The sequence below is a fragment of the Collinsella aerofaciens genome, assembly GCF_039062315.1.
GTDB lineage: Bacteria > Actinomycetota > Coriobacteriia > Coriobacteriales > Coriobacteriaceae > Collinsella > Collinsella aerofaciens_BG.
The window spans coordinates 1-20415 of record NZ_JBCJBG010000005.1 but is presented as its reverse complement, the minus strand read 5'-3'; the positions used below and the strand labels follow the sequence as shown (position 1 = coordinate 20415).

19 protein-coding genes and 4 tRNA genes are annotated in these 20415 nt (G+C 61.3%); 1 reads left to right on the top strand and 22 read right to left on the bottom strand.

From position 1 onward, the window contains the following. From ABCP74_RS03730 to thyA, 4 genes are all read right to left on the bottom strand, one after another. Positions 1-1353 carry an MATE family efflux transporter gene (locus ABCP74_RS03730; protein ID WP_343000856.1) on the bottom strand — a complete coding sequence of 451 codons (1353 nt, stop codon included), beginning with the start codon at positions 1351-1353 and terminating at the stop codon, positions 1-3. A 125-nt stretch (positions 1354-1478) separates the two neighbouring features. Continuing rightward, positions 1479-2393 carry a TrmH family RNA methyltransferase gene (locus ABCP74_RS03725; protein ID WP_343000857.1) on the bottom strand — a complete coding sequence of 305 codons (915 nt, stop codon included), beginning with the start codon at positions 2391-2393 and terminating at the stop codon, positions 1479-1481. Between the two features lie 109 nt (positions 2394-2502). Beyond that, on the bottom strand, positions 2503-3021 hold the full coding sequence (locus ABCP74_RS03720) for a dihydrofolate reductase (RefSeq protein WP_343000858.1): 519 nt from the start codon (positions 3019-3021) through the stop codon (positions 2503-2505). A gap of 9 nt (positions 3022-3030) precedes the next feature. Beyond that, on the bottom strand, positions 3031-3879 hold the full coding sequence (gene thyA, locus ABCP74_RS03715) for a thymidylate synthase (RefSeq protein ID WP_343000859.1): 849 nt from the start codon (positions 3877-3879) through the stop codon (positions 3031-3033). Positions 3880-4045: 166 nt separating this feature from the next. Between thyA and ABCP74_RS03710 the strand changes: the two genes are divergently transcribed. Beyond that, a complete protein-coding gene (locus ABCP74_RS03710) occupies positions 4046-4810 on the top strand; it encodes a DUF134 domain-containing protein (protein WP_343000860.1) in 765 nt (254 codons plus the stop codon). 112 nt (positions 4811-4922) lie between these two features. Here the strand turns inward: ABCP74_RS03710 and ffh are convergent, their stop codons facing one another. The 18 genes from ffh to ABCP74_RS03620 form a co-directional block, all read right to left on the bottom strand. Continuing rightward, positions 4923-6407: a signal recognition particle protein gene (gene ffh / locus ABCP74_RS03705; protein WP_343000861.1), complete on the bottom strand. Its 1485-nt coding sequence runs from the start codon at positions 6405-6407 to the stop codon at positions 4923-4925. Positions 6408-6417: 10 nt separating this feature from the next. Next, positions 6418-7335, bottom strand: coding sequence for a signal recognition particle-docking protein FtsY (ftsY, locus tag ABCP74_RS03700; RefSeq protein WP_343000862.1), 918 nt, complete (start codon positions 7333-7335; stop codon positions 6418-6420). Next, positions 7335-10871 carry a chromosome segregation protein SMC gene (gene smc, locus ABCP74_RS03695; protein WP_343000863.1) on the bottom strand — a complete coding sequence of 1179 codons (3537 nt, stop codon included), beginning with the start codon at positions 10869-10871 and terminating at the stop codon, positions 7335-7337. The genes ftsY and smc overlap by 1 nt, the downstream gene beginning before the upstream one ends. Positions 10872-10881: 10 nt before the next feature. Continuing rightward, positions 10882-11607 carry a ribonuclease III gene (rnc, locus tag ABCP74_RS03690; RefSeq protein WP_343000864.1) on the bottom strand — a complete coding sequence of 242 codons (726 nt, stop codon included), beginning with the start codon at positions 11605-11607 and terminating at the stop codon, positions 10882-10884. Positions 11608-11610: 3 nt separating this feature from the next. Continuing rightward, complete coding sequence (locus tag ABCP74_RS03685; RefSeq protein ID WP_055309519.1) at positions 11611-11853, bottom strand: acyl carrier protein; 243 nt, start codon at positions 11851-11853, stop codon at positions 11611-11613. A gap of 114 nt (positions 11854-11967) precedes the next feature. Further along, positions 11968-12987: a phosphate acyltransferase PlsX gene (plsX, locus tag ABCP74_RS03680; protein ID WP_118205593.1), complete on the bottom strand. Its 1020-nt coding sequence runs from the start codon at positions 12985-12987 to the stop codon at positions 11968-11970. An 87-nt stretch (positions 12988-13074) separates the two neighbouring features. Continuing rightward, positions 13075-13254: a 50S ribosomal protein L32 gene (gene rpmF, locus ABCP74_RS03675; RefSeq protein ID WP_022094017.1), complete on the bottom strand. Its 180-nt coding sequence runs from the start codon at positions 13252-13254 to the stop codon at positions 13075-13077. Between the two features lie 64 nt (positions 13255-13318). Further along, positions 13319-13873: a YceD family protein gene (locus ABCP74_RS03670; RefSeq protein WP_343000865.1), complete on the bottom strand. Its 555-nt coding sequence runs from the start codon at positions 13871-13873 to the stop codon at positions 13319-13321. Further along, positions 13873-14370, bottom strand: coding sequence for an ATP synthase subunit B family protein (locus ABCP74_RS03665; RefSeq protein ID WP_040358176.1), 498 nt, complete (start codon positions 14368-14370; stop codon positions 13873-13875). The genes ABCP74_RS03670 and ABCP74_RS03665 overlap by 1 nt, the downstream gene beginning before the upstream one ends. Before the next feature lie 68 nt (positions 14371-14438). Beyond that, positions 14439-14936: a pantetheine-phosphate adenylyltransferase gene (gene coaD / locus ABCP74_RS03660; RefSeq protein WP_343000866.1), complete on the bottom strand. Its 498-nt coding sequence runs from the start codon at positions 14934-14936 to the stop codon at positions 14439-14441. Next, a complete protein-coding gene (gene rsmD / locus ABCP74_RS03655) occupies positions 14929-15585 on the bottom strand; it encodes a 16S rRNA (guanine(966)-N(2))-methyltransferase RsmD (protein ID WP_343000867.1) in 657 nt (218 codons plus the stop codon). Before rsmD ends, coaD begins: the two co-directional genes overlap by 8 nt. Continuing rightward, positions 15582-17759 carry an ATP-dependent DNA helicase RecG gene (gene recG / locus ABCP74_RS03650; protein WP_343000868.1) on the bottom strand — a complete coding sequence of 726 codons (2178 nt, stop codon included), beginning with the start codon at positions 17757-17759 and terminating at the stop codon, positions 15582-15584. The genes rsmD and recG overlap by 4 nt, the downstream gene beginning before the upstream one ends. Before the next feature lie 10 nt (positions 17760-17769). Beyond that, entirely contained in the window at positions 17770-19431 is a 1662-nt protein-coding gene (locus ABCP74_RS03645; protein WP_343000869.1) for a DAK2 domain-containing protein, read from the bottom strand. A gap of 27 nt (positions 19432-19458) precedes the next feature. After that, entirely contained in the window at positions 19459-19848 is a 390-nt protein-coding gene (locus tag ABCP74_RS03640; protein WP_187361832.1) for an Asp23/Gls24 family envelope stress response protein, read from the bottom strand. 161 nt (positions 19849-20009) lie between these two features. Further along, positions 20010-20084: transfer RNA gene (locus tag ABCP74_RS03635), tRNA-Asn, on the bottom strand. A 35-nt stretch (positions 20085-20119) separates the two neighbouring features. After that, a tRNA-Asn gene (locus ABCP74_RS03630) sits at positions 20120-20194 on the bottom strand. Positions 20195-20229: 35 nt separating this feature from the next. Next, positions 20230-20304, bottom strand: a tRNA-Asn gene (locus ABCP74_RS03625). Between the two features lie 35 nt (positions 20305-20339). Then, positions 20340-20414 (bottom strand) — tRNA-Asn (locus ABCP74_RS03620). Between the last annotated feature and the right edge of the window lies 1 nt (position 20415).

Below are 20415 nucleotides of genomic sequence, written 5' to 3'. Positions count from 1 at the left end.
TCATTTGGCGGTGGCGCGGCCGAGCCAGTTGCCACTGTGGTGGTAGATGGTAAACATCGTGGCCGTGATGAGCCAGGTTACAGGGTAAACCAGCAGCAGGTGCTCAAGCGACGGATCGAACGGCATAATCGCAAACACCCAGATCACCCTGAGCACAACGGTGCCAAAAATCGTGAGCAACATGGGCTGCAAGCTCACGCCGGCACCGCGAATGGAGCCCGACGCGTTTTCGATAATCGAGAAGATGGCGTAGAACGGCGCGATGAAATGAAGAATCGTCGTGGTGTACGCCGCAATCGAAGCATCGTCGACAAACAGACGCGACAGAGGACCCGAGAACACCAGCAGCACGGCAGACAGGCCACCAATGAGCATAAACGACAGCACGAGCGACGTATGGTAGCCCTTGCGCATGCGCTCGTAGTTGCGCGCGCCAAAGTTCTGTGCCGAGAACGTGGTGATCGACACGCCAAGCGCCTCGGTAACCATCCAGACAATGCCATCCAAACGGCCCGAAAGACCCCACGCCGTGGTGACATCGGCGCCAAACGAGTTGACCGACACCTGAATCAAAACGTTGGAAATCGAATACGCAGCAGACTGAAAGCCAAGCGGCAGACCACACGAGATCATGCTCTTACAAATGCCAGGATCAACGCCGAGTTTGGACAGCGAAAGCCGCCACGCACCCGGTGCGTGCATCATGCGAATCACGATCATCGTGGCGTTGGAGCAAATGGTCAGCGCCACCGCGATGCCGCAGCCCAGAGCCTCCATATGAAGCACGGCAACGAAGATAACATCCAGCACCGCATTAACAAGGCAGCCGGAAGCGATGATCACAGCAGGCCCGCGCGTGTCGCCCACGGCGCGCAGCAGTGCGGTTCCCATATTAAGCAGCAGCGCCGCAACCATGGCGGCAAAATAGCAACGAGCATAGGCCACGCCCTCAGCCAATAGCTCATGCGGCGTGTTCATAAGCACCAGCATGGGCTCAACGAACACTATGCCAAGAATCGAGAAAACGATACCGCCCACCAGCGCGAGCGTCATGGCCGTATGGACCGAACGGCTCAGTCGCTCATCATCGTGCTGGCCAAAATACTGACCGGTAATGACCGCGCAGCCGGCGCCGACGCCAACGCAAAAGCCAATGCAGAGCTCGGTGAGCACCATCGTGGCCTGAATGCCGCCCAGTGCGAGCTTGCCGCCAAACTGACCGACGATATAGGTACCGATAAGCGTGTAGGCCTGCTGAAAAAACGAACTAAAAAAGATGGGAACGCACAGCGAAAGCAGCTGCTGCCAAATAACGCCCTGCGTTACATCGATAGCCGTAGATTTCTTAGCCACACGCCCTCCCCACCAGCATACGTCAAACAACAAAACGGCAATTTAAGGCCAAAACCAATAGCAGCTTAGCACCGACCGGCGTCGACCGAAACACCCCGAGTCAGAGCCCGGTGCGAACTATCTGCCTAGTGATACAAACCCGGCTGGTAGTGATACTCATTGCTCACATGCGGGCACAGCTGCCAAAAGGCGACGGCACTCGCCGCGGCCACGTTGAGCGAATCGACCCCGTGCGCCATCGGAATGCGCACGGCCCGGTCGCAGCCGGCAATAGTTTTAACGCCCAAGCCGGCACCCTCGGTGCCCATAAAAATCGCCAAGCGATCAATCTTCTGCAGCACAGGATCATCAAGCGAAACAGAGTCGTCCGTCAACGCCATAGCGGCACACGAAAAGCCGGCATCATGAAGCGCGGCCAGGCCATCATGCGGCCACACGCGCGCCTCACTGCCAATACGCGTCCACGGCACCTGAAACACGGTGCCCATGCTCACGCGAGCCGAGCGACGGTACAGCGGATCGCAGCACGTAGGGCTCACCAGAATGCCGTCGACATTGAGCGCGGCGGCCGAGCGGAAAATCGCGCCGACGTTGGTGTGGTCGACAATGCCCTCAAGCACGCACACGCGCACCGGACGATCTCCCGCCGCCTCGACGACGCCGCCCAAGAACTCATCAACCGGAATCTGACGCGGGCGACGGAACGCCGCCAGCGCGCCGCGCGTCACGTTAAAGCCCGTCAACTGCTCCATGAGCTCCATGGAGGCCACGAACACAGGAACCGGACCCGCGCCCTCGCGCACAACCAGGCGCTCGAACAGCGGCATCATCTGATCGAGCCAGCGTTCGCCCAACAGAAAGCTCACCGGCTCGTATCCGGCACGCACGGCACGCTCGATGACCTTGGCGCTCTCCGCAATAAAGATGCCCTTTTGCGGCTCCAGCACGCAGCGCAGCTCGCGCTCGGTCAGTCGCACGTAGGCATCGAGCCGCTCGTCCTCGAGCGAATCGATTCGCAGCACCTCAACGGCATCAGTCATAGTAGCCAGCCCGCACCCTTCTTTACAGCATATCTATACCAAACGAGGCGACGCCAAGCGCCGCCCCATGCATTCAATCAAACCGATGATAGCGTTCACGCCAGACGATTTACACCTCGATGCGACGATACGTCACGAACTCATAATCGAGACCCTCGTCACCCTCGCCCGCGGCAATCGTGGCAACACCGCCACGCCGTGCAATCTCCCACGCAGGATCGGCTTCCAAATCGGGAAAGTACGTATCCACGACATGGACGCAGTGGTTATGCGTGACCTCGGCCTCGGCGCAATACGGCAGAAACTGACGATACACCTCACCGCCACCGATCACCCAGGCAACGGGCTCATCGGCAACCGCAGCGAGCGCCTCGTCGATGCTATGCACCACGTCGACGCCCTCGGCAGCAAAACCCTTGTCGCGCGTGAGCACGATATTGCGGCGGTTCTTGAGAGGACGCCCGCCGGGGAAACTCAGCAGCGTCTTGCGCCCCATGATGACCGGGCAGCCCTTGGTGCAGGCCACAAAATGGCGCATGTCGGCGCGATTGGACACCACCATGTCGCCCTCGCACCCAATGCCCCAATCGTTACACACGGCGACGATAGCAGAAAGCTTACACGTCATGCCCACCACCTACACCGCAATGGGAATGTTCTTGACCTGCGGGCCGTGCTCGTAGCCCTCGACGATCAGGTCGTCGGTCGTAAACGCATAGAAATCATGCACGTCAGGGTTCAGCGTTACCTTAGGCGCCGCAAACTGCGGGCGCTCGATAAGCTCACGGACGATATTGACATGACGGTCGTAAATGTGGGCATCGGCAATCACATGCAGCAGCTCACCGGGAATCATATCGACCGACTGTGCGACCATCATCAGCAAGATGGCGTACTGGCACACATTCCAGTTATTCGCGGCCAAAATGTCCTGACTGCGCTGGTTGAGAATCATGTTGAGCGTGGGCTTATCGTCCTGCGGGCGCTGCGTGACGTTATACGTCACGCTGTACGCGCACGGATACAGGTGCATCTCGGAAAGGTCGCTAAACACGTACGTGTTGGTCATGATGCGGCGGCTGTACGGCGTATGCTTAAGGTCGTACAGTACGCGGTCCATCTGGTCGAAATCGCCCTCGGCATAATGGCTTTTCTGCCCAATTTGGTACCCGTAGGCCTTGCCAATGGAGCCGGTCTCGTCGGCCCACTCGTCCCAAATATGGCTGTTGAGGTCATGGACGTTATTAGACTTCTTTTGATAGATCCACAGGATCTCGTCCATCGCAGACTTAAGAGCCGTGCGACGCAGCGTAAGCGCAGGGAACTCCTCGCGCAGGTCGTAGCGCGCCGTGACGCCAAAGTTTTTAATGGTATAGGCAGGGGTGCCGTCCTCCCACACCGGGCGGACCTTTTGGCCCTCGGTGGTGGTGCCATGGTCCAAGATATCGCGGCACATGGCTACAAACTGTTGATCAGCTTTGCTCATTGACCCTCCTGTCAGTCGCCTACAAGCGAGATTCATTGTAGCCCAGGCGCACGCGGCCCCACAGCCCAAACATAAGCCCTCATTTTCTGACATATGCCAGAAATTCATTGCGCAAATCTGCACGTTCGCTATTCTATTGTTGACATATGTCAGATAAGGAGTGCGCATGGCAGGAAGACGCGAGAAACTGCGCCACGTCGGGATCATCCCCGAATATCGCGGTTTTACCCCCGATGGCCTGGCGAGCGGCGATGCCATCGATATGACAGTCGACGAGCTCGAGGTGCTGCGCCTGTGCGACTTGGAAGGCCTTAACCAAGAGGCAGTCGCCCAACACATGGGCATTGCCCGCACCACGGTGGCGGCAATCTGCAGCCGCGCGCATCGCAAGGTGGCAAACGCGTTGGTCAATGGACGGGCGATTGTCATCGAGGGCGGCAATATCGCATACTCCCCCATCACCACGACAACGGCCGCATGGCCAGCAAAGGAGGTCGACACCATGAGGGTGGCAACCACGTACGACAACGGCAACATCTTTATGCACTTTGGCCGCAGCGAACAGTTCAAGATCTACGACATCCAGGACGGCAAGGTGCTCAACGAGCAGGTCGTAGGCACCGGCGGCACCGGTCACGGCGCCCTGGCGGGCCTGCTCGCCAACGGCGGCGTGGACACGCTCATCTGCGGCGGCATCGGCGGCGGCGCCATCAACGCGCTTACCCAGGCCGGCATTAAGGTCTATGCAGGCGCCCAGGGTAACTGCGACGCATGCGTCAAGGCGCTCATTGCCGGCGCGCTCGCACAGACCGGCGAGGCCACCTGCGACTGCCACGGTCACGACCACGAGCACATCCATGAGCACGGCGGATCCTGCGGTTGCCACGGCCATCACGAGAACGAGGGAAACAAGGGCTGCGGCTGCCACTAGCGGCAAATGCCCTGGCGCCAAGACGTGCCATTCGCGCAACAAGCCACACAACGACGAAGGCCGCCTGGAATACCATCCAGGCGGCCTTCGTCATACACGACTCTGCCAGTCGCTACTTTTTATTGCGCATCTGCGCTTCCATCTGACGCAGCAGGTCCATATCGGACTTAGGACCACCCGTTCCCAGGCCGCCCAGGCCGCCCATGCCGCCCAGACCCATAGCGTCCAAGCCAGGGATATTGGGCATGCGCATCTTCTTGCCCTTCTTGCCCTTTTTGCCCTTCTTGCCGCCGGCCTGTGCCTGATTGGCCATCGTGCGCATGCGGCCCATCATCTTATTCATCTCGCCCCACTGCTTCATAAGGCTATTGACCTCGGTGGGGGTCACGCCGGCGCCCTTGGCAATGCGGGCACGGCGCTGGCCGTTGATGATGGAGGGGCGAAGGCGCTCCTCCTTGGTCATCGACATGATGATGGCCTCGTTCTTATCGAAGATACCTTCGTCCAGGTTGCCACCCATCTGGTTAAGCGCACGCTGGCCACCGGGGAGCATGCCCAGAATGCCCTTCATGCCGCCCATCTTCTTGACGGCCTTCATCTGGTCGAGCATGTCGTTCATGGTGAAGCCCTCGCGAAGCATGCGCTCGGCGGCCTCGAGCTGCTCTGCGTCAGCCGCCTCTTGGGCCTTCTCGATGATGCCGACAACATCGCCCATGCCCAAGATACGCTTGGCCATACGATCGGGATAGAACGGCTCCAGCGAATCGGGTTTCTCGCCCATGCTCACGAACTTGATAGGCTTGCCGGTCACCTGGCGCACGGAAAGCGCGCCGCCGCCACGGGCGTCGCCGTCGAGCTTGGAGATGATCACGCCGTCAAAGTCGGTGCGCTCAGCGAAGGTCGAGACGACGTTGACGATATCCTGGCCGGTCATGGCATCGACGACCATCAGCACCTGATCGGGCTTGACGGCCTTCTTGATGTCCACGGCCTCCTGCATCATCTGCTCGTCGATCTGCAAACGACCGGCGGTATCGACGATGACCACGTCGCGCAGGTGGTCAACGGCCTCCTGGATGGCGCCCTTGGCGATGTCAACCGGGTGCTCGCCATCGCCACGGAAGACCGGCACGCCGATCTCTCCGCCAAGCGTGGCCAGCTGGTCGGCAGCGGCGGGACGGTAGACGTCGCACGCGGCGAGCAGCGGCGAGCGGCCCTGCTTCTTGAGCAGGTAGGCCAGCTTTACGGCCGCCGTGGTCTTACCGGAGCCCTGCAGGCCCACGAGCATGATGACATTGGGAATGCGGTTACTAAAGACGAGCTTGCTCTCTGTGGAGCCGAGCATCTCGGTGAGCTCGTCGAGCACGATCTTGACGACGTTTTGCGCTGGCGACAGCGACTCCATGACCTCGGCGGTCATGCAGCGCTCCTTGGTCTTGGCGACGAACTCCTTGACGACCTTGAAGTTGACGTCGGCCTCGAGCAGCGCCATGCGAATGTCGCGCATGGCCGAGGTGATATCGGCCTCGGTCAGCTTGCCCTTGCCGCGCAGGCGGTCAAATGTGTCGTTGAGGCGATCGCTCAGGGAATCAAACACTAGTCACTCCTTAATTGGACTCGCCCACCAGGGCGCGGCAGAAATCTTTGGCATTGAACTCCTGCAGGTCATCGACCTGCTCGCCCACGCCCACGCGCAGGATCGGGAGCTTGAGCTTCTCGGCCACGGCCATGGCGATACCGCCCTTAGCCGTGCCGTCGAGCTTCGTCATGATAATACCGTCCAGGCCCAGTGCCTCGTTAAACTCGAGCGCCTGGTTCAGACCGTTCTGGCCGGTGGCGGCATCGATCACGAGCACGACTGAGACGGGCATGGGGCCGGCGGCCATATTGGCGGCGCGCTTACGCGTCACGTTAACCACCTTGGCAAGCTCGCGCATGAGCTCGGGGCTCGTGTGCAGACGACCGGCAGTGTCGATAAGCACCAGGTCGCTGCCGCGCTTGTCGGCCTCGTCGAGCACGTCGTAGCAAACACTTGCCGGGTCGGAGCCGCGGTCGCGCTTGATGACGGGGACGCCAGCGCGCTGGCCCCACACATCGAGCTGCTCGATGGCGGCGGCGCGGAACGTATCGGCAGAGCCGATCACGACATTCTTGCCGCGGGCGGCCATGGCGCTCGCGATCTTACCGACCGTCGTGGTCTTGCCGGCACCGTTAATGCCCACAAACAGCACGCAGCTCGGCGTATCGGAGAACGGATCGCGCTCGGTGGGCACAAAGTGCTGCTCAAGCTGCTCGGCCAGGGCGCGACGGAGTTGCGGGGCGGTCTTGAGGTTCTTCTTTGCCGCGGCATCGCGCAGGTCATCGGAGACCTTGATGGCGACCTCGGCGCCCATATCACCCATGACGAGGGTGTCCTCCAGGTCCTCCCAAAAATCCTCGTCGACCTCGCCGCCAAAGTAAAAGACCTCGTTGAGGGCCTCGCGACTGCGCTCAAGTCCGCGCGAGAGAGCATCGAAGAATCCCATTATGCATTCACGACCTTTCCGGTTTCGCGATCGAGTTTTTGCGAGACGACGCGACTGACGCCGTCGGCTTGCATCGAGACGCCATAGAGGACGTCAGCGTCCTCCATAGTACGGCGCTGATGCGAAATGACCAAGAGCTGCGTATCGGAACGCAACACATCGAGCGCGCCGATGAGCTTGGACAGGTTGGCGTCATCGAGTGCCGCCTCGACCTCGTCCAGCACATAGAACGGCACCGTGCGCGTGCGGTACACGGCAAAGAGCAGGGCGAGCGCCGTCAGGCTCTTCTCGCCGCCCGACATGAGCATCATCTTGGTGATGCGCTTGCCGCGCGGCTGCGCCACGACCTCGATACCCGTCTCGGCAGGATGCTCGGGATCGGTCATCTCCAGATGAGCCTGACCGCCCGGGAAGAGCATAGCGAAGATCTCGCGGAAGTTTGCGTCGACCTTCTCAAACGTCACCAGGAAGGCCTTCCGCATCTTGCGATCAATGGCCACCGTGATCTTGGTGAGCGCCTTGCGCGCGCTCTCCAGATCGGCCAGCTGCTCCTCGATGTAATCGGCGCGGCGCTTGAGCTGCTCGTACTCCTCCATGGCAACCTGGTTCACAGGGCCCAGGTTGTTGATCTGACGCACGAGCTGGTTGAGTTCGCGATCGGCGGCATCGCGGTCCGTGGGCGCCGGAAGCATGAGCGCTTCCTCGAGTACCGTCGTGCCATCGGCGGTAATGGCCTTGATGGCAGCCTCGACCTGCACCTCGAGCTTGCCACGCGCGACCTTGAACTCGTTTTGCGTGGCAGAGGCGGTATCGACTCGCTCCTTAGCGCGGGCAACCTCTGCCTTGGCATCCTCGATGGTCTTCTTGAGCGAAGCGGAGTCCGCCTCCTCCAGAGAGGCCTGGTCACGCAGGCGCGCGGCCCAATCCGACGCGCGCTCCAGCAGGGCCGAATAGCGCTCGTGCATGGGGTCGACGCGCAGACGCAGCAGCTCGAGCGACCGCGAAGCCTGGCGTGTTCCGCGGATACGACGGTCGATGCCCTCAAGACGATGCTCCAGGTCGGGCACGCGGCCCTTCAGCGAACGCAGGCGTTCGCTCGTCTGGGCTAGGCGAACCTTGGCGTCAGCGAGCTTGCCGGCAGCCTCGGAATCGTCACGGCGAACGCGGTCGAGTTCGTCGTTGGCCTCGGCAATCTGCAAGCCCAGATCGCTTGCCTGCGCGCGGGCCTCGTCACGCGAACGGGTGAGCTCGTCAACGCGCGGGCGCGCAGCGCGAACGGCTTCGGAAGCCTGCTCGCGGCGCTTGGAGATGCGCACGCGCTCGACCTCGGCATTGTTGGCGCTTTGCTCCAAGCGGCCGATCTCGGAGAGCAGCGAGCGGCGCTCGCCCTCAAGACGGGCGATCTCGCCGGCGGCATCGCCCTCAGCGGCACGCGCTTCCTCAACGGCCGCATTGGCCTCGACGACCTGATCCGACACATGCTCAAACACGGCAGCCAGATCGGGCTCCAGGCCCTCCAGCTCGCGAATGCGACGCTTGCGCTCCAGAGCGCCCGACGCCTCGCCGGCATCGAGGCCCACACGCACCAGGCCGCCACAGCTTACGCGGGCGCCATCGGGAGTCACGTAGGTCACACCGTCAACGACAGGCGCGGCCAGCGCGGCAGCCAAGTCATCGACCATGTAATAGCCGCCAAGCAGCGCCTCGACGACGGGTCCGTAGCCTGCGCGCACGGACAGACGATCAACCAGACGGGTACCGGCAGCGCCCTCGGCGGCAGCAGAGCCACTCACGCCGCGCGCCATCAGCAGCGCCTCACCCGAGGCCTTCTTCTGGTCCAGAGCGGCACGACCGGCACGCTCAAGCGCAGACGTATCGTCGAACAGCAGTGCATCGATATCGCCGGCGAGCAATTGCTCAACCAAGCCCTCAAGCTCGCGCGGGGCCTCGAGCACGTCGCCCAGACGACCCGAGACATCATCGCCCAGCGCACCCACCAGACGGCTCACCAGCGGCGAGCTGTCAGCAATGCGGGCATCGAGTTTCTTTTGGCTGGCAAGCTCCGAGCGCACCTCGGATAACTTGTTGCGCGCCTCACTCTCGCGGGCACGCAGGTCCTTCAGGGCCGCGCGTGCCGCCTCGGTGGCCTCACGCGCATCGACCTGAGCCTGGCGCACTTCCTCAAGAGCGCCCTCAAGCTCCTCGGCGCGGTCGCGACGGCTCTCGAGCGAGGCCGTGACCTCCTCGAGCTGCTCGTCAATCTGCTCCAGGCGCGAGGCATACATGTTGTCCTCGACCTCGGCATTGCTCAAGGAATCCTTCACCTTGGCGAGCTCAAGCGCGGCATTATCGGCCACGCGCTGCACATCGCGTTGCTCGCGCGTGAGCTGCGAAATCTGATTGTCGAGCGCCACGCGACGCTCGTGGAGCTCAGCAGCGGCAGGACCGGCGGCGTCAACGTCCTCCTGGGCCTGCATGTGCGCGCCGGTCACTTCCTCAAGCTGGGCGCGCGCGTCCTCGAGCTCCTCGACCACGCGACGACGCTGATGCTCGGAGCTCGAGATCTGGCCGCGCATGTCGGACAGGCGCGACACCATGTTGTGGCCCTTTTCCTCGAGCAGGCGCATGTCGGAGTTAATGCGGCCGACCACATCTTGCATATGACGGCGCTGCTCGCCCAGGTCGCCCACAAACAGGCCCTTTTCCTCGAGCATGACCTGGAGCTTCTCGAGCTCGCGCTCCTTTTCGCCCAAGCGGTACTGCGCAAGCTCAAGCTCGGCGGCACCTTCCTTGGAGCGGCTCTCCAGGTCGTTCCACTGCGACTGCAGCGAACGCAGCTCGTCGACGGCCAGCATCTGCGTAAGCTCGTTCGCGCGCGAGGACAGCTCTTTGTACTTGCGCGCGCGATCGACCTGACGCTCCAGCGGTCGCAGCTGACGGGCGATTTCCTTATTGATGTCGCGAGCACGCGTCAGATGCTCGTCCATCGACTTAATCTTTTTGAGCGCACGCTCCTTGCGGCGCTTGTGCTTGGAGATGCCGGCGGCCTCCTCGATGAGAGCGCGGCGCTCCTCGGGGCGGCTCTGCAAAATGGCGTCGAGCTTGCCCTGGCTGATGATGGAATGCGTATCCTTGCCCAGGCCCGAATCGTGCAGGATGTCCTGAATGTCCATCAGGCGGCACGGACTCGAGTTGATGAGGTACTCGCTTTCGCCCGAGCGATACATGCGACGGGTGATGGCGACCTCGTCAAAATCGACGGGCAGCATATGGTCCGAGTTATCGAGCACCAGCGTGACCTCGGCGACACCCACCGGCTTGCGCGCTGACGAGCCCGAGAAGATGACATCCTCCATGGCCTGGCCGCGCAGCTGCTTGGCGCTCTGCTCGCCCAGGACCCACAGAATCGAGTCGGAGATGTTCGATTTTCCCGAGCCGTTGGGACCGACGATGACGGTCAGGCCCGGCTCAAACGTCATATGGGCGCGGTCGGCAAACGACTTGAACCCTTTGAGCGTGAGGGACTTGAGATACACGGTTCCTCGCTTACACGTGCTTCTTGTTCAGAATCACGCCGTTGGTGGTGTAACCCATGCGGTCGAGCGCTTCGAGCGCGGCGGCTCCCTCGGCTTCTTTCTTTGAGGAGCCGGAACCGCGACCCTGGCGAATACCATCGATCAAAACCACGGCGGTAAAGGTGGGCGCATGCGCTGGGCCCTCGGAGCCAACGAGCTTATACGCCGGGGGTTCGTGACCGTCGGCTTGCACGCACTCCTGCAAAAACGACTTGGGGTTTGCAGGATGCTCGGCACGCTCGGAAGCCAAATGCGGTTTAAGCGTACGATGGATAAACTCCGCTGCGGCATCCCAGCCGGCATCCAGGTACAGTGCGCCCACGAGCGACTCGTAGACGTTCTCGAGCGCCGAATGCAGGCCGCGCGCACCGGTACCGGTCTCGGAGGCACCAAAGATGATGATGTCGTCGATGCCCAGCTCGTGAGAAACCTCGGACAGCGTAGCGCCCGAGACAAGCGATACCTTCAGGCGTGTGAGCTTGCCCTCGTCAAACTCCGGATAGGACTCAAACAGGGAGCGTGCGACCACGGCGCCCAAAATGGAATCGCCCAAGAACTCAAGGCGCTCATAGCTGGCAGAAACCGGCTGGCCCTCGACTGCCGAGGGATGCGTAAGGGCCGCGCGCAGCAGCACCTTATTATTGAACTCGTGGCCCAGAATTACCTGGGCGCGCGTAAGTCGTTCAGACAAAGCCAAGACCTAGGCCTCCCTGGCGTTTTCGATAGCGTCGACGGCGTCGGCGACAGAGTTGAGCGAGAGCAGGGTCTCGTCATCGATCTCGAGGTTGAACTCGTCCTCGATAGCCGTAACCAGCTGCAGGCGCTCGAGCGAGTTGGCATCGAGGTCGTCAAAGGTGGTCTCATCGCTAATTTCGGCAACATCGACGCCCAGAACGTCAGCAGCGACCTCGGCGATCTTGTCGAAGATTTCGGAGCGATCCATAGCGCTTCCTCTCATAGTGCATGAATACCAAAAGAATGGTACCGCCCGGGCGGTACCAAGACACGGTTCTGATTCTACCCCACGACGCACGCCCCGAGACGCATAACGCCGCTGTTATAAAACGATGCCATCCATGGAGTTGGCGACGTTCTCGACCAGCCCGGCGCGCACGGCTTCGGCCGCCGCGAGCGTACCGTTTTTAACAGCCTCGACCGAGGTGGCGCCATGGCCGATCAGGACCACGCCACGCAGGCCCAAAAGAATCGCGCCGCCCTTGGCGTCGCCCGAAAGCTTGGCCTTTATCTCGCGCATTTGCTTTTTAATGAGCAGCGCGGCGATCTTGGTGCCGAGCGAAGACATAAAGGCACCCTTGAGTTCCTGCAGCAAAAACTTGGCAGCGCCCTCGGTGGCTTTGAGCGCAATATTGCCCGACATGCCATCGGCAACGACGACATCGAAGTTACCGGAGGTGATGTCCGTTCCCTCGCAGTTACCAACAAAGCCGGGAACGGCGGCTTTCATGGCCGGGAAGCAGGCCTTGGTAAAGTTGGAGCCCTTCTCGTCCTCGGTGCCGTTACCAAGCAGGCCCACGCGGGGATGCTCGATGCCCAGGACGACGCGGGCATAGGCGCTACCCATCTGGGCAAAACGCACCATGTCGTCGACCTCGACATCGGGGTTGGCGCCCATATCGCACAGTACCGTCAGACCGCCGGCACGATTGGGCAGCGCATTGGTCAGACAGGGACGCACCGGCTGCTTCTTACCTTCGGCCATATATCTAAACGGCGTCACGTAGGCAGTAGCCGCGGCGGTCATGGCGCCGGTGGAGCCGGCGGAGAAGAACGCGTCCGCATTTCCCTTCTTGATGGCGCGGCACGACAGCACGATCGAAGACTTGCGTTTGGTCATCACGGCGCGAATGGGATCGTCATCCATGGCGATAACGTCGGGTGCCTCAAGGGCCTCAACACGTGCGTGGGAAGCAGCAAAGGGATTGACGATTTCGGCGGGGCCAGCTGCCAAGACCTCGATATCGGGATCGGCAGCAAGTGCAGCCTCGATACCATCGAGAACAACCTGAGGTTTCTCGTCTCCACCCACAACGTCTACACAAACGCGAACGTTACTCATATACATGCTCCTTATACAAAAATGGCCGACTCATTGAGCCGGCCATTGTGGTTCCATTTGGAACGGCATCGCATCCAGAGTATACCGTTACTCGGTAACGATAACCTCGCGGTCCTTGTAGAAACCGCAGCTGGGGCACACGTGGTGCGGAAGCTTGACAGCGCCGCAACGGGGGCACGTGGACTGAGCCGCAGCCGAGATCTTCATGTTGGCGGAACGACGGGTGTGAGTGCGGATACGACCCTGCTTTTGTTTAGGTACGGGCATAGTGACCTTCCTTATGAACTATCCAGTGTGGCGATTACGCGCAAGTAGCGATACTACCACAGTTTTACTCATCGAGCTTGAGATTCTTCAATGCTGCAAATGGATTTTCCGTGGCCTCGGCCCATTCGGCCTCGGCTTGGGCAGCACAATCGCATTGCTCGACGTTGAGATTGCAACCGCAAGTGGGGCACAGACCGCGGCAATCGGGCTTGCAGAGCACCACGAACGGCGTGTCCATAACGACCGCGTCATTGATGGGCTCGCCCAGATCGACGAGACGGTCCTCACCCAGGAGCTCGTAGCCGTCCTCGTAGGCCTCGGGATCCTCGGGCTCCTCAAAGAGGTAGAACTCCTCGATCTCGCCGGCGATATCAAACGAGGCGGGTTCCAGGCAACGGTCGCACTCGCCGGTGGCGTGCGCGCGGACCATGCCCGTGAGCAAGACACCGGTACCGGCATTGGTAAAGACAACGTCGTAGTCGATGCCGTCCTGTAGCTGGTACTCTTTCTCGCCCACCGTGTAGGTGGCGACATCGACCTTACCGGTCAGCGGATACGAATCTCCAGGAAACTCGAGCTGCTCGGAAAGATCGACGATAACGCTCGGGAACTCAGCCATTACCACTGACCATTCTGTTGGGCGGCACCCTCGTTGAGCTGCTGACGGCAACGGGTAACGGTGCCGGTCAGGCTCTTGAGGTTCTCCTCCAGGTGCGTAAAGACCTGCTCTGCGTAGTCCTCGGCAGCATAACGCGTCTCGCGCTCGTACTGCTGGGCACGATCGCGGATGTCGTCGGCCTGCTGCTGCGCAAGGCGGACGATCTCCTGCTCACCGGCAATGGTGAGGGCCTGCTGCTGAGCGTCGGCGATGATGGAATCGGCCTGGGCGGCGGCGGAAGCCATAAGCTCCTCGCGCTCCTTAAGGATACGGCGGGACTTCTGCCACTCCTCGGGATAGCTCATGCGGATCTCGTCGAGGATGTTGAAGAACACGTCGGCGTCGATGACCTTGAACTGAGCGTTCTTGCCGAAAGGCGGCTTGGCTTCCTCGATCAGCCCTTCGAGCTCATCGACCAAGCTGACGATCCTATCGCCAGGAAAATTCTCGCCCGGCATCCGGTCTCCTTTCATAGGTAACATATCATCGTGCTAGTTTACCACATGCCACCAGGCAATAAGAAACGTCACGAAAAGCGATGTTTGAGCGCTTCGACCACGTTGGACGGGACAAACGTCGATACATCGCTGCCGAGCGAGGCAATCTGGCGAACGACCGAGCTCGAGATATAGCCATACTGCGGCGCACTCATGACAAAAATGGACTCCAGCTCGTTATCCAAGCGATAGTTGAGGTCAGCCTGCTGCAGCTCGTACTCAAAGTCGGTCATGGCGCGCAGACCCTTGACCACCGCCCCCGCCCCCTGCTCACGAGCGAAGTCGACCAGCAGGCCAGTGAAGGGCAGGACCTCGACGCCGTCGATATCGCCGAGCGCCTCGCGGGCCAGCGCCACGCGCTCATCGAGCATAAACGTGGTGCCTACACCGTTTTTACCTTGCGACTCGGCAACAGCGACGATCACGCTGGGAAAGATGCGGCGAGCACGGCGGATCACATCGATATGGCCAAACGTGATGGGATCGAAGGTGCCCGGGACGATCACGCGGTTGATGGTGTCATTCATGGGCGTCCTCCTGAAGCGTCGCGGCATCGTTGTTGTCAGCATCGGTGCCGGCGCTATCGCCCTCACCATCGTCATTGCCGACCCAACGAAGCAGGTCGACCGAGGTAATGCCGTAGCGCTTCTCACGTACAATCTCAAAGTCTGCCGGATGCGCGCCCGCATCGGCGGCGGCATGCTCAAACAGGGCATAAGCGCCAGGTGCAAGTAAACCCTGCTGAGCCAGGTTCTGCAGCAGTTCCTCGACCGGCTCGGCACCAAAAGCATAGGGCGGGTCGAGCAGGACCAGATCAAAGGGGCCGCCCGGCACGCGGCCGCGCGAGGCGCTCGCCAGCACGTCACCCGTCACCACGCGCCAGCGCGCACGGTCACGGCAGAGCGACTCGATATTCTTGGTAATGAGCCGCGCGGCGTTGCGATCGATCTCAAACGTCGTGAGCGAGCGGGGCCCACGAGAGAGCATCTCTAACCCTAAGGCACCGGAGCCGCCAAAGGCGTCCAGCACACGAACCTCGTCCAAATCGAAATCGAATGCCGACATGACCATAGATGCGCACGCCTCGCGCACGCGATCAGTCGTGGGGCGGGTGACATCGCGACCACGGGGCTCCTCGATCTTACGACCGCGCCATTCGCCGCCGATGATTCTCATCCTCCGCTGACCTCCTTAAAGATATGTCGATAACGCATGGCGACCGCGTCGCGCAAGGGACGCGTCGCCACAGAGTCAAGGGTGCAAGCATACCGCAAGAGCTCGATCGCGTCCAAATGGGCCCACTCGATCAGCTCCTCGTCGGCATCCAGGTCGACAAAGCGCAGGGTCACACCGCCGTGCTGGCGGTACCCCAGGATTTCGCCCTCGTGGCGCAGGCGCAGGTCCATCTGGGCGAGCGTAAAGCCATCCGAGGTTTTTTCGAGCGATTGCAGGCGATCTTGGGCTGCCGAAGCGCCACCGTTGCCCTTGGAGTGCGTCATGACCAGGCACGTGCCCGACACACTGCCGCGGCCCACGCGACCGCGTAGCTGGTGCAGGGCAGCCAACCCAAAGCGCTCGCCGTTCTCGATGACCATGACGGTGGCGTTAGGCACGTCGACGCCCACCTCGACCACCGTAGTCGAGACGAGCACGTCGATCTCGCCACGCTTAAAGGCATCGATAACCTGGTCCTTCTCCCCCGCTGGCATACGGCCGTGAAGGCGCTCGATGGCAAGACCCGGCAACGCCAGACGCAGGCGATCGAGCTCGGTTGCCGTATCGTGCAGCGGCACGGGGACCGTCACGCGGCCCTCGTCGTCGCGGGCGATACCAGGTACGTCTTCCAGCTCATCGGCCGAATCACTCGGCTCCACAAGTGGGCAAATCACGTAGGCCTGCTGGCCCTTTGCATGCGCCTCGCGGATGGCGCCATAGGCGAGGTCACGGCTCGACTCGGTGAGCACGCGTGTCGACACGCCAGCGCCGGGGACGGGCCGATGACGGATGATGCTCGTATCCAGATCGCCGTAGACCGAAAGCGCCAGCGTACGCGGGATGGGCGTTGCCGTCATAACGAGCAGATCGGCACCGGGTCCCTTCGCGCGTAGGGCGTTGCGTTGGCCGACGCCAAAGCGGTGCTGTTCATCGATGACCACGAGCGACAGATGCTTGAACGCAACGTCATCCGAAAGGACCGCGTGGGTGCCAAAGAGCACGTCAAGCTCGCCCGATTCCAGCTGGGCATGGATCCGCTCGCGCTCTGCGGCCGGCGTGGCGCCCGTCAGAAGCGCCCAGGACATGCCGGCCTGCGAGAGCAGAGGGCCAGTCTTATCGGCATATTGGCGCGCCAGAACGCCCGTGGGCGCCATAACGCAGGCCTGCGTACCGCTATCGGCAGCCACAGCCAGCGCGCAGGCGGCAACGGCGGTCTTACCGGTACCGACATCGCCCAGCAGCAGGCGGTTCATAACGCGCCCGCCATCGCACATATCGCGCAGGATATCTTGGAACGCGGCCTCCTGCTCGTCGCTCAGCGAAAACGGCAGGGCTTGCTTGAGCACGGCCAGGTGCTCGCCCGCGGTGTGGGCGTAGGGCACCACATCAACCAGGCCGCCGTCGTTGCGCAGACGCAGTGCCAGCTGCAGGTAGAGGCACTCCTCATAAGCAAGGCGACGTCGCGCGATATCCCGCTCAGCCATACTCGATGGAAAGTGGATCGATCGAAGCGCGCGGGCATTGCTCATCAGGCGGCGCTTGACGCGCAAGCGTGCGGGAATCGGGTCGAAGGGATTGCCGACGACCTCGAGCGCGCCGCTTACGATGCGGCGCATCCACGCCTGGCTCACGCCGTCACTCACATAATGGACCGGCAGGATGGTGCCTGCGGCACGCCCATCCTCGAGCTTTTCAAAGTGCGGCGAGGCCATCTGCTTAAAACCGTAGGCAAATTCAACCTTGCCCATCACGGCCAGGCGGTCTCCCTGCTTAAGCTGCTGGGCAATCCAGGGCTGGCGGAAAAAGGCGACCTGCAGCACGCCCGTCTCGTCAACGAGTGAGACCTCGGTCACCTGCATGCGCGGACGCGGCTGCTTTTGGACGATACGGTCGACCGTGGCGATGATGGTGCACACGGTACCGATGGGCGCCATCTCGATGGACCACGAACGGGTAAAGTCGAGGTATCGATGAGGAATATGGAGAAGGAGGTCCCCCACCGTCCGAATTCCCAGACGGCGAAGGGCCTCCTCACGTTTACCCGAAACATATTTGAGTCGCGCGATATCCTCGTCGAGCGCATTGCTCTGGGCAAAGCGCTCCGAGACGCGCGGCACAGAGCACAGCTCGGACATGGGCAGTTGCCTACTCGATCGAGAAGATCACGGGATAGAGCGGCTGCTCGCCACGATGGGCGTCGATCTCCAGATCGGGCTGAGCCTCCTCGATGGCGTCGACGATCTCTTGGAAGGCCTCATCGGACAGCTCCTCGCCGGCCAGAATCGTCAGCGCGTCACCCTCCTCTTCTTCCTGCATGCGGTTGATGCAATCGAGCGTGACCTGCTTCACGTCGGAGCCGACCACATCGATGGAGCCGGCAATGATGCCCATAACATCACCGGAATGAATCGGAGAGCCGTCCGAGGCGCTGGAGTCGCGCACGGCGCGGGTGACCTCGCCATCGCGGACCTCGCTGATGGCGTCGACCATAGCGGCAACGGCGTTCTCGAGCTCAGAATCAGGCAGGACGGCGAACAGCGCGGAGAACGCCTGGGGAACGGTCTTGGTAGGAACGACGGCGACCTTCTTATCGGCGCAGGCAGAGGCAGCGGCCTCGGCAGCCATGCGGATGTTACCGTTGTTGGGCAGAATGATGACCGAGGTTGCGTTAACCTGGTCAACGGCGCCCAGCAGGTCTGCAGTCGAGGGGTTCATGGTCTGACCACCCGACACGATCACGTCGACGCCGAGGGACTTGAGGATGTCTGCCTCGCCGGAACCGGCGGCAACGGCGACAAAACCCAGCGCCTTGGCGGGCTCGGCGGCCTTTTCCTGATCCTCGTGGATCTTGGCGGTACGGTCATGGGCCTCCATCTCCATGTTGTGGATAAAGACCTCATAGATCTGACCGAGCTGCAGCATGTGCTCGAGCACCAGGTTGGGGGTGTTGGAGTGCACGTGGATCTTGTAGTCGGGGTAGGCACCCACGAGCAGCTCGCAGTCGCCCATGGAACCCAGGAACTTAAGGCACTCGTCCTCGTCAAACGGGGCGTCGGCCTTAAAGAGGAACTCGTTGCAGTAGCGGAACTCCGAGCCCTCCCAGTCATCGTTGGCCTCGATCTCAACGCGACCTAGGGCCGCATCGCGGGCAGAGCCGGCAGAATCAAACGTGGCGGAGAAATTCTCGACAACGGTGCTGCGGCCGAGCGCAGCGGCAACAAAGTTCTCCAGGAAGATGGCAAAGCCAAAGGCGCCGGAGTCGACCACGCCGTTCTCCTTCAGAACGGGCAGCAGGTCGGGCGTGCGGGCGACGGACTGGTAGGCCTCGACAACGATGGCGTCAAGCGCGTCCTCGGCAGAGAACTTCTTCTTCTCGCACTCGTCTGCCTTGGTCGAGACATCGCGCAGGACCGTGAGGATCGTGCCCTCGATGGGCTTACGAACAGCCTGGAAGGCAACCTTGACGGCGCGACGGAAGGCGAAGGCGATGTTGGCAGACGTAATGGGCTCATCGGCAGAGACGAGACCCTCGGCCACACCGCGCAGGATCTGCGAGGTAATAACACCGGAGTTGCCGCGGGCACCCATCAGGGAGCCGTGGGTGATGGCGCCGGCGATGGCCTCCATATCGGCATCGGCGGGAAGAGCAGAAAGCTCCTTGGTCACCGAGGCGAGCGTGAGCGACATGTTGGTACCGGTGTCGCCGTCGGGTACGGGGAAGACGTTGAGCTTGTTGATCTCCTCGGCCTTGTCGGAAACAGCAGCCGCAGCGATCGGAAAACAGGTGCGAATGGTCTTTGCAATCATGGGTATTTGAATCTCCGTTTTCGGATGCTAGTTCAGACGGCTCTTGAGCGCGTCGATATGGATGCCGATCTTAAGGCTGGCGGGATCGATCTGGGCGATTTCCTGCAGGGTAAAGGCAACGGAGCTCGAAAGATTATGGCAGACGGACTTCATGTTGACGCCGTTCTCGAGCACGACGTGAAGATCGACCGTAAGGCCGTTCTCGTCGGCGGAGACAAGCACGCCCTTGCGGAGGCGCTGACCGGCAAGCAGGCGCACGCTCTCGGCGCCCTGGAGCTGCTCAGCCATACCGACGACGCCATAGCACGTCATCGCGGCATAACCGGCAATATCGGCAATAACGTCGTTCGAGACGCTCAGGCTGCCGTTAATGGTCTCAGACACAAGAATCTCCTTATCTGGTGCTCGCGGCACCATCTCGTGGGAGCAATCATTGCAATATTCTACAACGACCGCGCCATGTTGAGGTGGTGGGTCGCGGGATTACATCCTCGACACGAAATGTTGATATGGCAACGTTCGCGCCAGGCGATCGCGGCATGAAAAAACCCGCCGCGTAAGCGACGGGTTTTACAACCTGGCTCCCCGGGTAGGACTCGAACCTACAACAGCGCGGTTAACAGCCGCGTGCTCTACCATTGAGCTACCGAGGAATTTAAAAGCCCAACGGAAAGGGCTGAAAAAATTCTGGCTCCCCGGGTAGGACTCGAACCTACAACAGCGCGGTTAACAGCCGCGTGCTCTACCATTGAGCTACCGAGGAATTTAAAAGCCCAACGGAAAGGGCTGAAAAAATTCTGGCTCCCCGGGTAGGACTCGAACCTACAACAGCGCGGTTAACAGCCGCGTGCTCTACCATTGAGCTACCGAGGAATTTAAAAGCCCAACGGAAAGGGCTGAAAAAATTCTGGCTCCCCGGGTAGGACTCGAACCTACAACAGCGCGGTTAACAGCCGCGTGCTCTACCATTGAGCTACCGAGGAA

Coding starts and splice junctions, on each gene's coding strand:
- ftsY (WP_343000862.1), bottom strand. CDS start 7,335: ATGGGATTCTTCGATGCTCTCTCGCGCGGACTTGAGCGCAGTCGCGAG.
- ABCP74_RS03645 (WP_343000869.1), bottom strand. CDS start 19,431: ATGATTGCAAAGACCATTCGCACCTGTTTTCCGATCGCTGCGGCTGCT.
- ABCP74_RS03640 (WP_187361832.1), bottom strand. CDS start 19,848: ATGGTGCCGCGAGCACCAGATAAGGAGATTCTTGTGTCTGAGACCATT.
- ABCP74_RS03720 (WP_343000858.1), bottom strand. CDS start 3,021: ATGACGTGTAAGCTTTCTGCTATCGTCGCCGTGTGTAACGATTGGGGC.
- ABCP74_RS03670 (WP_343000865.1), bottom strand. CDS start 13,873: ATGGCTGAGTTCCCGAGCGTTATCGTCGATCTTTCCGAGCAGCTCGAG.
- recG (WP_343000868.1), bottom strand. CDS start 17,759: ATGTCCGAGCTGTGCTCTGTGCCGCGCGTCTCGGAGCGCTTTGCCCAG.
- ABCP74_RS03725 (WP_343000857.1), bottom strand. CDS start 2,393: ATGACTGATGCCGTTGAGGTGCTGCGAATCGATTCGCTCGAGGACGAG.
- coaD (WP_343000866.1), bottom strand. CDS start 14,936: ATGAATGACACCATCAACCGCGTGATCGTCCCGGGCACCTTCGATCCC.
- ABCP74_RS03665 (WP_040358176.1), bottom strand. CDS start 14,370: ATGCCGGGCGAGAATTTTCCTGGCGATAGGATCGTCAGCTTGGTCGAT.
- thyA (WP_343000859.1), bottom strand. CDS start 3,879: ATGAGCAAAGCTGATCAACAGTTTGTAGCCATGTGCCGCGATATCTTG.
- ABCP74_RS03710 (WP_343000860.1), top strand. CDS start 4,046: ATGGCAGGAAGACGCGAGAAACTGCGCCACGTCGGGATCATCCCCGAA.
- rsmD (WP_343000867.1), bottom strand. CDS start 15,585: ATGAGAATCATCGGCGGCGAATGGCGCGGTCGTAAGATCGAGGAGCCC.
- ABCP74_RS03685 (WP_055309519.1), bottom strand. CDS start 11,853: ATGGATCGCTCCGAAATCTTCGACAAGATCGCCGAGGTCGCTGCTGAC.
- rpmF (WP_022094017.1), bottom strand. CDS start 13,254: ATGCCCGTACCTAAACAAAAGCAGGGTCGTATCCGCACTCACACCCGT.
- plsX (WP_118205593.1), bottom strand. CDS start 12,987: ATGAGTAACGTTCGCGTTTGTGTAGACGTTGTGGGTGGAGACGAGAAA.